This window comes from Streptomyces rimosus, assembly GCF_008704655.1.
In the GTDB taxonomy this organism is placed as follows: Bacteria; Actinomycetota; Actinomycetes; order Streptomycetales; family Streptomycetaceae; genus Streptomyces; species Streptomyces rimosus.
The window spans coordinates 3,802,302-3,814,733 of record NZ_CP023688.1; the positions used below are offsets into that span (position 1 = coordinate 3,802,302).

The 12,432-nt window shown below is 73.5% G+C and carries 11 protein-coding genes; 8 read left to right on the forward strand and 3 right to left on the reverse strand.

Annotation, left to right across the window (positions count from 1 at the left end; translation table 11 throughout):
• Positions 1-49 precede the first annotated feature (49 nt).
• From CP984_RS15770 to CP984_RS15795, 6 genes are all read left to right on the forward strand, one after another.
• Positions 50-571, forward strand: coding sequence for a toxin-antitoxin system HicB family antitoxin (locus CP984_RS15770; protein ID WP_003981880.1), 522 nt, complete (start codon positions 50-52; stop codon positions 569-571).
• Positions 572-680: 109 nt separating this feature from the next.
• On the forward strand, positions 681-1,571 hold the full coding sequence (locus CP984_RS15775) for a DUF4097 family beta strand repeat-containing protein (RefSeq protein WP_003981879.1): 891 nt from the start codon (positions 681-683) through the stop codon (positions 1,569-1,571).
• Between the two features lie 41 nt (positions 1,572-1,612).
• Positions 1,613-2,617, forward strand: coding sequence for a daunorubicin resistance protein DrrA family ABC transporter ATP-binding protein (locus CP984_RS15780; RefSeq protein ID WP_003981878.1), 1,005 nt, complete (start codon positions 1,613-1,615; stop codon positions 2,615-2,617).
• Complete coding sequence (locus CP984_RS15785; RefSeq protein WP_003981877.1) at positions 2,617-3,408, forward strand: ABC transporter permease; 792 nt, start codon at positions 2,617-2,619, stop codon at positions 3,406-3,408. The genes CP984_RS15780 and CP984_RS15785 overlap by 1 nt, the downstream gene beginning before the upstream one ends.
• A gap of 72 nt (positions 3,409-3,480) precedes the next feature.
• Positions 3,481-4,725, forward strand: a complete 1,245-nt coding sequence (locus CP984_RS15790; RefSeq protein WP_003981876.1) for a cytochrome P450 — start codon at positions 3,481-3,483, stop codon at positions 4,723-4,725.
• A 4-nt stretch (positions 4,726-4,729) separates the two neighbouring features.
• Positions 4,730-4,963 (forward strand): ferredoxin, encoded by a 234-nt coding sequence (locus tag CP984_RS15795; protein WP_003981875.1) that lies wholly within the window; start codon positions 4,730-4,732, stop codon positions 4,961-4,963.
• Positions 4,964-5,033: 70 nt separating this feature from the next.
• On the opposite strand, the gene CP984_RS15800 is transcribed toward CP984_RS15795, so the two are convergent.
• Positions 5,034-5,990, reverse strand: a complete 957-nt coding sequence (locus tag CP984_RS15800; RefSeq protein WP_176564588.1) for an EamA family transporter — start codon at positions 5,988-5,990, stop codon at positions 5,034-5,036.
• A 117-nt stretch (positions 5,991-6,107) separates the two neighbouring features.
• On the opposite strand from CP984_RS15800, the gene CP984_RS15805 reads away from it, so the two are divergent.
• Positions 6,108-6,968 (forward strand): LysR family transcriptional regulator, encoded by an 861-nt coding sequence (locus CP984_RS15805; RefSeq protein ID WP_003981873.1) that lies wholly within the window; start codon positions 6,108-6,110, stop codon positions 6,966-6,968.
• Between the two features lie 9 nt (positions 6,969-6,977).
• Here the strand turns inward: CP984_RS15805 and CP984_RS15810 are convergent, their stop codons facing one another.
• Both CP984_RS15810 and CP984_RS15815 read right to left on the reverse strand, forming a co-directional pair.
• Positions 6,978-9,848, reverse strand: a complete 2,871-nt coding sequence (locus CP984_RS15810; protein WP_003981872.1) for an FAD-binding and (Fe-S)-binding domain-containing protein — start codon at positions 9,846-9,848, stop codon at positions 6,978-6,980.
• Positions 9,849-9,909: 61 nt separating this feature from the next.
• Entirely contained in the window at positions 9,910-11,268 is a 1,359-nt protein-coding gene (locus CP984_RS15815) for an FAD-binding oxidoreductase (protein ID WP_003981871.1), read from the reverse strand.
• 73 nt (positions 11,269-11,341) lie between these two features.
• Between CP984_RS15815 and CP984_RS15820 the strand changes: the two genes are divergently transcribed.
• Positions 11,342-12,421 (forward strand): helix-turn-helix transcriptional regulator, encoded by a 1,080-nt coding sequence (locus CP984_RS15820; RefSeq protein WP_003981870.1) that lies wholly within the window; start codon positions 11,342-11,344, stop codon positions 12,419-12,421.
• Positions 12,422-12,432 lie beyond the last annotated feature (11 nt).

Genomic DNA, 12,432 nt, shown 5'->3' on the forward strand with positions numbered 1-12,432 from the left:
GCCGCCACTTTGGCTCGCCATGGCACCATCGATGTGCCATGATGGCATCATGGACCTCACGCCCTACGTCGACAATCTCCGGCAGGAGCTGGCCGTCGCCGCGGACGCCGGCGGCGACGACGCCCGCGCCCTCGCCGAACGGCTCACCGCCCCCCTGGAGTCCGCCACCCGGCTGACCCTCCTGAACGCACTGTCCGCCGCCATGGGCGAGGTCACGCGGGAACTGGCGCCGGGCTCGGTCGACGTACGGCTGCGCGGACTCGATCCGGAGTTCGTGGTGACGGCTCCGCCCGCCCCGGAGCCGGTGCGGGAGGAGCGGGAACCGGTCGCGGTTCCCGCGCCGCCCCCGCCGCCCGCGGACGCCGACGACGGCGCCATGGCGCGGATCAACTTCCGTCTCCCGGCCCACCTCAAGGCCCGCGCCGAGGAGGCCGCGACGGCGGAGGGCCTGTCGGTCAACGCCTGGCTGGTACGGGCGGTGTCCACGGCCCTCGACGGCGGGCAGCGCGCGGCCCCGACGGGCCGGGGCAAGCCCTCGGGCGGCCGGAGCTTCACCGGCTGGGTCCGGTAAGCGACCCGCCCCACCCACTCTTCACCGGCGGATCACCGATCCGGCCGACGTCATCATCACCCGCCTCACCAGCGGGAACACCCACGCGAGCCAAGAGGACGGCACCGCCATGCCTGTTTACGAGACCCCCGAACCGATCATCGCCACCCTTGAACTGGACTGCGGCACCGCCCGCATCACCGCCGGCAAGCGCACCGAGACGGTCGTGGAGGTGCTGCCGCGCGACGGGGCCGACGACAAGGACGTACAGGCCGTACAGCAGACGCAGGTCAGCTGCTCGGGCGGCCGCCTCGCGATCAAGACGCCCAAGAAGCGGTCCCTGTTCGGCAAGCCGGGCACCGTCGAGGTCAGCGTCGAACTGCCCGCCGGGTCGGACGTCCGGGGCACCACGGCCCTGGGCGGCTTCTTCTGCGAGGGCAGCTTCGGAGAGGTCACCCTCAAGACCTCGCTCGGCGACCTCCAGGTCGACGAGGCGGCCGGCGCCGACCTCAGGACCGACCACGGCGACATCCGCCTGGCCCGCTCGACCGGAGACATCGAGGCCGTCGGCTCAGGCCGGATCGAGATCGGCACCGTCACCGGCTCGGCGACCGTCAAGAACAGCAACGGCGTCATCGAGATCGGCGAGGTCACCGGCGGCCTGAAGACCAGCGCCGCCAACGGCGACATCTTCGTCGGCGTCGCGCACGGCGACATCAGCGCCAAGTGCGCCAACGGCCGTACCGACATCGGCACCGCCCGCGCCGGGGTGGACGCCTCCGCCTCCAACGGCGGCATCCGCGTCGGCGACGTCACCCGCGGCCGCATCGACCTGCGCACCTCCGTCGGCGACCTCGAAGTGGGCATCCACGAGGGCACCGCCGCCTGGCTCGACACCCACACCAAGTACGGCGTCGTACGCAACTCGCTCGGCGCCGCCGAGGGCCCCGCGGACTCCGACGAGACCGTCGAGGTGATCGCCCGGACCGCCACCGGCGACATCATCATCCGCCGCGCCTGACTCCACGTACCCCAACGCTCCACCGCCGAAGGGAAAACGGCATGACAGTCACCCAGACCTCCGCGCCGGTCGCCGCCCCCACGAGGGCGTCGGCGATCACCGCCACCGGACTGCGCAAGTCCTACGGCGACAAGCTCGTGCTCGACGGCATCGACCTGGACATCGCCGAAGGCAGCATCTTCGCGCTGCTCGGGCCCAACGGTGCCGGCAAGACCACCACGGTGGAGATCCTCTCCACGCTCATCGACGCCGACGCCGGCGATGCCCGGGTCGCGGGCCGCCATCTGACCCGGGACGCCGACGCGGTGCGCTCCGCGATCGGCGTCACCGGCCAGTTCTCGGCCGTCGACAACCTGCTGACCGCAGAGGAGAACCTCCTCCTCATGGCGGACCTGCACCACCTCGACCGGCGCGAGGGCAAGCGGCGGGCCAGGGACCTGCTGCGCCGCTTCGACCTCTCGGAGGTCGCGGGCAAGACCGCCGTCACCTTCTCCGGCGGAATGCGGCGCAAGCTGGACCTGGCGATGACGCTGGTCGGCGATCCGCGGATCATCTTCCTCGACGAGCCCACCACCGGACTCGACCCGCGCAGCCGGCGCACCATGTGGGAGATCATCCGCGGCCTCGTCGCCGACGACGGCGTGACCATCTTCCTGACCACCCAGTACCTCGAAGAGGCCGACCAGCTCGCCGACCGGATCGCCGTACTGGACCACGGCAGGCTGATCGCCGAGGGCACCGCCGACGAGCTGAAGCAGCGCATCCCCGGCGGCCACATCCGGGTGCGGTTCGCCGACAGCCGGGTCCTGGACACCGCGGCGGGCATCTTCGGCGTCGCCACGCGCGACGAGGAATCCCTCACCCTCCAGATCCCCAGCGACGGCTCCATCCAGAACCTGCGGGCCGTCCTCGACACCCTGGAGACCACCGGTGTCCCGGCCGAGTCGCTCACCGTGCACACCCCCGATCTCGACGATGTCTTCCTGACCCTCACCGGTCAGCCCCACCCGGCCGGCACCGCCGCCCCGTCCAAGGAGAACGTCTGATGGCCACCCTGTCGTACGCCGCGCGGGACTCCAGGACGATGCTGCGGCGCAACCTGAAGAAGGCGCTGCGCTACCCGTCCCTGACGCTCACCGTCGTCATCATGCCCATCGCGATGCTGCTGCTGTTCAACTACGTCTTCGGCAGCGCCCTGGGCACCGGCATCAGCGGCATGCCCACCGGCAGCGGCGACTACATCGACTACCTCGCGCCCGGCATCATCCTGATGGCTGCCACGTCCGGCGCCCTGACCACCGCGATCAGCGTGTGCGCCGACAAGACCGAGGGCATCGTCAACCGCTTCCGTACGATGCCGATCTCGCGCGCCTCGTTCCTGACCGGCCATGTCGTCGGCAGCGTGATCCAGACGATGGCCAGCATCGCGCTGGTCACCGGCGTCGCCCTCCTGATGGGCTTTCGCCCCAGCGCGACACCCGTGGAATGGCTCGCCGCCATCGGTCTGCTCGCCCTGCTCACCCTGGCGCTGACCTGGCTCTCCGCGGGCATCGGCCTGGTCGCCAAGAATGTCGAGACGGCCAGCAACATCCCGATGCCGCTGACGTTCCTGCCGTTTCTCGGCAGCGCCATCGTGCCGACCGAGTCGATGCCCGCCGGTCTGCGCTGGTTCGCCGAGTACCAGCCCTTCACGCCGATCATCGAGACGCTGCGCGGCCTGTGGCTCGGCACCGGGATCGGCTCCAGCGCGGTCATCGCCCTCGCCTGGTGCGCGGGGCTCTCCCTGGTCGGCTACCTGTGGGCACGCCGCACCTTCAAGACCGGCGCCAAGCGGTAACGGCCGCCCCTCTCAAGGCACTTCACCGACCAGCACGCTCCATATCCCGCACGGCGTTCACAGGAGGATTCCATGTCGTACAACCCGACGGCCCCCGACACCACCGCCGACGGCACCACCGGAGAACCGCCCACCCTGCCCACCGACCGGCGCACCGGCTGCCCCTTCGACCCGCCCGGCGAACTCACCGCGCTGAGCGACCGGCCCCTGCGCCGCATGCGCTACGCCGACGGGCACATAGGCTGGCTGGCCACCGGCCACGCCGCCGCCCGCGCGGTCCTGTCCGACCCGCGCTTCAGCTCCCGCTACGAACTCCTGCACCTGCCGGTACCGATGCCGGGCATGGAGGGGATGACGGCGGTGCCGCCGGCGCCGACCGGCGACTTCCTCGGCCTCGACGCCCCCGAGCACACCCGCTACCGGCGGCTGCTCACCGGCAAGTTCACGGTCCGCCGGATGCGTCAGCTCTCCGAACGCGTGGAGCAGTTCACCCACGAGTGCCTGGACGCCATGGAGCAGGCCGGGCCCACCGTCGACCTGGTGGAGGCGTTCGCGCGGCCGGTGCCCGCGCTCATGATCTGCGAACTGCTCGGCGTGCCGTACGCCGACCGGGACCGCTTCCAGGAGCATGTGGCGACCCTCTTCGACCAGGCCGCGGACGCGGAGGCGAGGGGCGCGGCGTTCGCCGCCGTCGGCCGCTTCATGGGCGAACTCGTGGCCGCCAAGCGCGCCGAGCCCACCGACGACCTGCTCAGCGACCTGACCACCTCCGACCTCACGGAGGAAGAGCTGATCGGGGTCGGCGGGGTGCTCCTGGCCGCCGGTCTCGACACCACCGCCAACATGCTCGGGCTCGGCACCTTCGCCCTGCTCAGCAACCCCGACCAGCTGGACGCCCTGCGCGCCGACCCGGGCCTCGCCGGGCAGACCGTCGAGGAGCTGCTGCGCTACCTCAGCGTGGCCGACCCCATCCCGCGCGCCGCCCTGGAGGACGTCGAGATCGAAGGCCGGCTGGTCAGGGCCGGTGAGACGGTGACCGTCTCGGTCCAGGCCGCCAACCGCGACCCGCTGAAGTTCCCCGACCCCGACCGGTTCGACATCCACCGCAAGGCCACCGGGCACGTCTCCTTCGGCCACGGCCCCCACCAGTGCCTCGGCCAGCAGCTCGCCCGCGTCGAGATGACCGTCGCGTTCCCGGCGCTCTTCGCCCGCTTCCCCACCCTGCGCCTCGCGGTTCCGCCGCAGGAGGTGCCGCTGCGCGACCGCGCCAACATCTACGGCGTGATCAGCCTGCCCGTCACCTGGGACAAGGAGTAACCCCATGAGCGAGCCACAAGAGCGGCTGCGTCTGAGCGTCGACCGTGACCGCTGCGTCGGCGCCGGGATGTGCGCCCTGACCGCTCCCGAGGTCTTCGACCAGGACGACGAAGAGGGCCTGGTGGTGCTCAAGCACCCCGTACCGGCCCCCGGCAGCCTGGCCGCCGCCCGGATGGCCGCCGGCCTCTGCCCCGCCGGAGCCATCACCCTCCACTCCCCGGAACCCACGGACCCGTAAGCGACCGTGGCACTCCGGGCCGAGACCCCGCACCGCACCGGTGGGGGGCTCTCGCGCGTACGGACCCGTCTCAGCCCGACCCGGCCCCGCTCGTGCTCCGTACGGCACCGACGCTCGCCAGGACCACCAGCCCGATCGCCACCACCTCGGCCCAGCCCAGCGACTGGTGCAGGACCAGGAAACCTGCCAGCGCCCCGGCGGCCGGCTCCAGGCTCATCATCACGGCGAAGCCGGAAGCGGGCAGCTTGCGCAGGGCGAGCAGTTCGAGGGTGTACGGCGTGACCGAGGACAGCAGCGCGACGGCGGCGCCCAGCCCGATCGTGACCGGATCCAGCAGGGCCGTGCCCGCGCTGGTGATGCCCAGCGGCAGGCTCAGCAGCGCCGCCAACGACATCGCCAGGGCCAGGCCGTCCGCCTGCGGGAAGCGCTGACCCGTACGGGACGAGAGCAGGATGTACGCGGCCCACAGCGCGCCCGCCGACAGGGCGAGCCCGGCGCCGAGCGGGTCCAGCCCGTCGAAGCCCTCGCGGCCGAGCAGGGCGACACCGCCGAGCGCGAGCGCCGCCCACACCAGGCTCAGCGCCCGCCGCGAGGTGACCACCGACAGGATCAGCGGGCCCATGAACTCCAGCGTGACGGCGGCGCCCAGCGGGATGCGGTCGATGGCCTCGTAGAACAGCGAGTTCATGCCGACCAGGGCGACACCGAAGGCGACGATCGTGGCCCAGTCGCCACGGGAGTAGCCGCGCACCTTGGGGCGGCAGGCGATCATCAGGACGAGCGCGGCGACGACCAGGCGGAGCGTGACCACACCGAGCGCACCGGCCCGCGGGAAGAGCAGCACCGCGACCGAGGCCCCGAACTGGAGCGAGATGATGCCGCCGATGACCAGCGCGATGGACACCAGCCGCCCGCTCGCCGCCGCGTCCCGCTCCGCGGCGCGGACCTCCGCAGAGGCCGGTACCGGCTCGGGAACCGGGGGCACGGGCGGCGGACCGGCGGCGGTGCCCCCGGCCGGGGCACCCACCTGACCGGCGGACTGCGGGGTGCTGGACTCGTGGCGCGACTCGTTCACAGGGCCACGCTACGGCCCGCCGCGCGCGCCGTGAAATACGATTTCCACGTGCTGTTATGCTCCCGCCGCATGACCATCGAGCTGCGGCACTTCCGCTGTTTCCTGGCCATTGCCGACACGCTCAGCGTGACCCGCGCCGCCGAGCGGCTGCACCTCAGCCAGCCCGCCGTCTCCCGCGCCCTGCGGCAGCTGGAACAGGAGACCGGCACCCGGCTCGCCGACCGGTCCACCCATCACCTGGCACTGACACCGGAGGGCCGTGCCTTCCGCGTACGGGCCGAAGCCGCCGTCACCGCCTTCGACGACGCCCTGGCCCACACCCGCCCGGCACCCCGGCCGCTGCTCCTCGGCCATGCCTGGTCCGCCGCCGGCCCGTACACCACGCCCCTGCTGCGCCGCTGGCACGAGCGGCACCCCGGCACCGCGCTGGAGCTGCGCCGGATCGACGACCGCACGGCGGGTCTGCTGCGCGGCGACGTGGACGCCGCCCTGCTGCGCGGTGATCTCCAGGACGAGGGCCTGCTCGCCGACCTGCTCGGCACCGAGCCGCGGGTGGCGGCCCTGCCCGCCGACGACCCGCTGGCCCGGCGGCGCTCACTGATCCTCGCGGACCTCGCCGGGCGCACCCTCGCGCTGAACACCGTCTCCGGCGTCACCACCCCGGACCAGTGGCCGGCGGACGCACGGCCGGCCGGCACCGTGCCGATCACCAACACCGACGACTGGCTGGCCGCCATCGCGGCCGGCCGCTGCTTCGGCGTCACCTCCTCCGCCACCGCGGACATGCACCCGCACCACGGTGTGCGGTACGTCCCGCTGCGTGGTGCCCCGGCCGTCCCCGTGCACCTCGTCCGCCGCGCGGGCCCGGGGCACCCGGCCGTACCCGACCTGGTGGCGCTGGCGCACGAGGTGTTCGGTGAGAGGCCGTGACGGCCCGCCTCACCGCCCGCCCGGCAACGCTTCAGCCAGTACTTCGGCCAGATGACGGGCTCGCCGGTCGGTGAGCTGGGCGATCTGGGTGCGGCAGGAGAAGCCGTCCGCCAGGACTTCCGTGCCGGGGGCGGCCTCCCGTACGGACGGCAGGAGCTGTTCTTCCGCGCAGGCCACGGACACGTCGTAGTGGCCGCGTTCGAAGCCGAAGTTTCCGGCCAGACCGCAGCAGCCGCCGCTCAGGCCGCCCGCCAGCCCGGCCCGTTCGCGCAGGCGCTGTTCGGCCGCCTCGCCCAGGACGGCGTGCTGGTGGCAGTGGGTCTGGCCGACGGCCGGGCGGTCGAGGCGCGGCGGTTCCCAGGTGGGCGCCTGCTCCTCCAGGGTCTGCGCGAAGGTGCGTACGGAGGCGGCCAGCCGTGCCGCGCGCGGGTCGTCGGGCAGCAGCTCGGGCAGGTCGGTGCGCAGGGCCGCCGCGCAGCTCGGTTCGAGGACGGTCAGCGGGGTGCCGTCCGTGAGGAGCGGGTCGAGGGCGTTCACCGTACGGCGCATGACCGCGCGCGCTTGGTCGAGCTGGCCGGTCGAGACGTAGGTCAGGCCGCAGCACAGGGGGCGGCGGCGCTGCGCCGGTGGCAGGCGGACGGAGAGACCGGCGGCCTCCAGTACGCGTACGGCGGCGCGGCCGGCCTCGGGTGCGAGGTAGTTGGTGAAGGTGTCCGGCCACAGCAGGAGCGCCGGTCCCCCCGGGGCCGGTGCGGGCGACCGCTTCGCCCACCACCGTACGAACGGCTCGGTGGCCACCTCCGGGATCGCCCGCTGCGGCGCGATGCCGCCGAGACGCTTGGCCGCGCCCGCCAGCGGGGTCCGGGCCAGGGCGTTGAGCAGCGACGCGACCGGGGCCGCCGCGTGCAGCCAGCGCGGCAGCCGTCCCATCGAGTAGTGCGCGGCGGGCCGCAGCCGCCCGGCGTAGTGGTGGTGCAGGAACTCGGCCTTGTACGTGGCCATGTCCACGCCCACGGGGCAGTCGCTGCGGCAGCCCTTGCAGGACAGGCACAGGTCCAGCGCGTCCCGTACCTCCTCGGAACGCCAGCCGTCGGTGACCACCTCACCTGCCAGCATCTCGTGCAGCAGCCGGGCGCGGCCCCGGGTGGAGTGCCGTTCCTCGCCGGTGGCGCGGTACGACGGGCACATGACGGCCGAGGCACTCGGGGCGGCGTTACGGCACTTGGCGACGCCGACGCAGCGCCGTACGGCCGCCGAGAAGTCGCCGCCGTCGTGCGGGTAGCCGAACTCCACGTCCACCGGGCGCTTCGGCAGCGGCGCGAAGCGCAGGTTGTCATCCATCCGGTCCGGCCGGACGAGCATGCCGGGGTTCAGGCCGCCCGCCGGGTCCCACAGGTCCTTGAAGCGGCCGAAGAGGCCGACCAGTTCGGGTCCGTACATCTTCGGCAGCAGTTCGGCGCGGGCCTGCCCGTCGCCGTGCTCGCCGGAGAGCGAGCCGCCGTGCGCCACGACCAGCTCCGCCAGGTCGCCGGAGAACTCCCGGAAGCGGCGGATACCGGGCGCGGTCAGCAGATCGAAGTCGATACGGACGTGGATGCAGCCGTCGCCGAAGTGCCCGTACGGCGTGCCGCGCAGGCCGTGCTGGGCCAGCAGGGAGCGGAAGTCCCGCAGATAGGGGCCCAGCCGCGCGGGCGGCACGGCGCAGTCCTCCCAGCCGGGCCACGCCTCCGAGCCGTCCGGCATCCGGGTCGCGGTGCCGGACGCGTCCTCGCGCACCCGCCACAGGGCGCGCTGCCGTGCCGGGTCGGTGACGACGGTGTGGTCGGTCGTCGCCGTGCCCGCGTCGCGGCACAGTTTTTCGGCGTGGGCCAGTGCCTCTGCCGGCTCGTCGCCGCCCATCTCGACGAACAGCCAGGCGCCGCCCTTGGGCAGCCCCGCCACGCTGCCCACCAGGTCGGCGGCCATGCCCTCGACGGTCAGCGGTCTGTACGGCAGCAGGGTGTGCGCCGCCTCGGCCGCCGCGCTCTCGTCCGCGTACCCGAGCACCGCCAGCGCCTTGGCGGCAGGCGGCCTGACCAGCGCGACCGTGGCCTCGGTCAGCACACCGAGGGTGCCTTCGCTGCCGGTGAGCGCCCGCGCCAGGTCGGTGCCCTGCTCCGGGAGCAGGGCGTCCAGCGCATAGCCGGAGATGCGGCGCGGGAGGTCCGGGTAGCCGGTGCGGAGCAGCGCCAAGTCGCCGTTCACCAGCTCTCGTACGCCGTCCCGCAGCCGGGGCGGGAGCGCGTCCAGAGCCGCCGTGCCGCGCCCGGCGCGCAGCCGCTCGCCCCCGTACGTCAGTACCTCCAGCTCCCGCACGCTGTCGGCGGTGGTGCCCCAGGCCACCGAGTGCGAGCCGCAGGAGTTGTTGCCGATCATGCCGCCGAGGGTGCAGCGGCTGTGCGTGGACGGGTCCGGGCCGAAGGTCAGGCCGTGTGCGCCGGCCGCCGCCCGCAGGTCGTCGAGGACCACGCCCGGCTGGACGACCGCCGTGGCGGCCTCGGGATCGAGCGCCACGATCCGCCGCAGATGGCGGGTGAAGTCCAGCACCACGCCCAGCCCGGTGGCCTGCCCGGCGATGCTCGTGCCGCCGCCGCGCGGCACCACCGGCACACCGCGCTCGCGGCACACGCGCAGCACGGCGGCGACATCCTCCACGTCCCGTGGCGCGACCACCGCCTGCGGAATCCGGCGGTAGTTGGAGGCGTCCATGGTCATCAGCGCCCGGTCCCCGGCGGCGGCCGAGACCTCGCCGCGCACGGCGGCCGACAGCTCCCGTGCCAGCTCCCGCGTCCCGTCCGGTGCCCCGTCCCGCGTCCCGCGTGTCTCCGTACGATCAGCCATGCACCCAGCCTGCCCACTCGGCCGGGGGCACTCCCCCCGCCCACGGCCCGCGCCCTGGGCCCTACGCCCGGAACAGGTTCTCCGGGTCGTACGTGGCCTTGGCTTCGGCCAGCCGCCGGCGCACCGGCTCCTCGTACGCGTCGGCCGCCTTGTCACCGTGATCACCGAACAGGAAGTTGACGCTGCGGCCGACCGCCCACGGCGCCGGCACCCCGCGTACCTCCGCGTGCAGCGCGCGGGCGGCCGCGACGTCCGTACCGTCCAGCGGCGACAGAAGGCGCAGCAAATAGCGCGCGTCCCGGTGGCCGACGGAGCCGCCGCCCTGCGCGAGCGCGCCGCCCAGGTGGTTGAGCTGCACCACGGTCATCAGCGGGGCGTCCGGGCCGGTCAGCGCGGCCACCGCGCGCAGCGCGTCCGCGTCCAGGCCGCTGAGCAGCACGCTGTCACCGTCGTAGGCGTGCGGCGTGGTGGGGTCCTGGTGGATGGTGTGCGACTCGGCGTACGGCATGTCGCGCAGCGTGTCGGCCACCCGCGGCCCGACCGCCCGCAGCGGCGCGACCAGCCGCTCGCCGTCCCCCGCCGTGCCCGTGTACGCGATCCGGATGTGGGCGAGGTAGCGCCCGCGCAGGTGCGGCGGCATGGCGGGCACGTCCGGGTACGCGATCAGCCCCACCGACGAGGTCAGCGCGTCGGGCAGGTCCTCGGTCCAGGCCAGGTACACGGCCAGCACCTCGTCCACCAGGTCGGCACCGAAGACCAGTTGCCCGCCGTACACCCGCTCCACCGGCACCAGCCCGAACTTCAGGCCGGTCACCACGCCCAGCCCGTGGCCGCCGCCGAGCAGCGCCCGGAACAGCTCCGGCTCGCACGCCCCGGAGACCCGGCGCAACTCCCCGTCGGCGGTGACCAGTTCCACCGCCCGGACATGATCGGACGCATACCCGAACTCCCGCCCGAGGATGCCCAGTCCCCCACCGAGCGTGAACCCGACGACGCCCACCCCGGGCGACGACCCGTTCACCGGCGCCAGCCCGTACGGCGCGGCCTCCTCGACCACCTGACCGCAGAGCACACCCGCCCCGGCCCACGCGGTCCGGGCTTCCGCGTCGACGCGCACCTCGTCCATCCGGCGCGTGCTGATCAGCAGCCCTCCGTCGGTGGCCGCCGCCAGGCCGTGCCCGGTCGACTGCACGGACACCAGCAGTCCGTGGGAACGGGCGTAACGCACCGCCGCCACGACGTCGGCCGCCGAGGCCGCTCCGACGATCACGGAAGGGCGGTGGGAGTAGCCGGCCTGGTAGCCGGAGCGCTCCTCGTCGTAGCCGTCGTCTTCGGGGGTGAGGACGACGCCGGTGATCCGGGCGGCCAGTTCGGCGAGGGTGGGGGAAGCTGCGGGAGCGGTGTCATTCGTAAGGTTCATGACCGGGACTCTCACGCCATAACCTGACACCTTCCGTCAAGTTTTCCGTCGGCTTTCCGGAAGACTGGACGGCGTGAAATCCGACCGCCTCCTCTCGATCCTTCTCCTCCTCCAAACCCGCGGCCGGGTGCCCGCCGCCGAGCTGGCCACGCGGCTGGAGGTGTCCGTCCGGACGATCTACCGCGACATCGAATCGCTGTCCGCGGCCGGGGTTCCGGTGTACGCGGAGCGCGGGCGGCATGGCGGTATCGCGTTGCTGCCCGGGTTTCGTACGGACGTGACGGGGCTGACCACCGATGAGGCGCGGGCGCTGTTCGTGCTGGCTGCCGAGGGGGCGCACCGGGCGCTCGGGCTGGATGACGCGCTCGGGTCCGCGTTGCGCAAGGTGATGGCCGCGCTGCCCGCGCCGCACCGGCCCGCCGCCGAGCTGACCAGCCGCCGCATCCTGGTCGATCCGGGGCGCTGGCTGTCCGGTCCGCGGCCTGCGGTGGACCTGGACACGCTGCACACCGCGGTGTTCGCCGACCGGCGGCTGCGCCTGCGGTACCGGCACAGCGGTGAGACCCGTACGCGTACGTACACCGTCGATCCGTACGGCCTCGTCTCCAAGGCCGGGACCTGGTACCTCGTCGCGGACCGGCGGCGGCGCGCCCAGCTGTTCCGGGCCGACCGGGTGGCCGCTGCCACGGTGCTCGACACGCCGGTGCGGCGACGGGAGGGCGTGGAGCTGGCGGACGCGTGGGAGGCGCTGCGGCGGCAGGTGGAGGAGCGGCCGGCGGGGTTCCGGGTGACGGCGCGGGTGCTGCGGCCGCGGCTGGACCTGTTCGTACGGATCATGGGGCCCGCGCTGGTGGAGCCGCCACGCGACACCGGCGGTCCGTGGGTGACGGTCGAACTGGCGCTGCAGGAGCCGCGCGCGGTGCGGCAGTTGCTCCAGTTCGCGACGACGGTCGAGGTGCTGGAACCGCCGGAGGCGCGGGCGGAGCTGGCGCGGGCGGCGGCCTCGGTCGGTGAGATGTACGCGGAGGCCGGTCGCACGGACGCCGGGCAGGGCACGGCCGGGGAAGCGGAAGACGGTGCCGCGGGCACCGGTCCGGCGACGGTGTCCGATCCGTCTCACCCGGTGGACCCCGGTCCTGTGCCGGCCCCCTGACGGATTACGCT

Bases quoted from the DNA above. Each gene is read 5' to 3' on its own strand.
- CP984_RS15770 (WP_003981880.1), top strand. From the start codon at position 50: ATGGACCTCACGCCCTACGTCGACAATCTCCGGCAGGAGCTGGCCGTC.
- CP984_RS15775 (WP_003981879.1), top strand. From the start codon at position 681: ATGCCTGTTTACGAGACCCCCGAACCGATCATCGCCACCCTTGAACTG.
- CP984_RS15780 (WP_003981878.1), top strand. From the start codon at position 1,613: ATGACAGTCACCCAGACCTCCGCGCCGGTCGCCGCCCCCACGAGGGCG.
- CP984_RS15785 (WP_003981877.1), top strand. From the start codon at position 2,617: ATGGCCACCCTGTCGTACGCCGCGCGGGACTCCAGGACGATGCTGCGG.
- CP984_RS15790 (WP_003981876.1), top strand. From the start codon at position 3,481: ATGTCGTACAACCCGACGGCCCCCGACACCACCGCCGACGGCACCACC.
- CP984_RS15795 (WP_003981875.1), top strand. From the start codon at position 4,730: ATGAGCGAGCCACAAGAGCGGCTGCGTCTGAGCGTCGACCGTGACCGC.
- CP984_RS15805 (WP_003981873.1), top strand. From the start codon at position 6,108: ATGACCATCGAGCTGCGGCACTTCCGCTGTTTCCTGGCCATTGCCGAC.
- CP984_RS15810 (WP_003981872.1), bottom strand. From the start codon at position 9,848: ATGGCTGATCGTACGGAGACACGCGGGACGCGGGACGGGGCACCGGAC.
- CP984_RS15815 (WP_003981871.1), bottom strand. From the start codon at position 11,268: ATGAACCTTACGAATGACACCGCTCCCGCAGCTTCCCCCACCCTCGCC.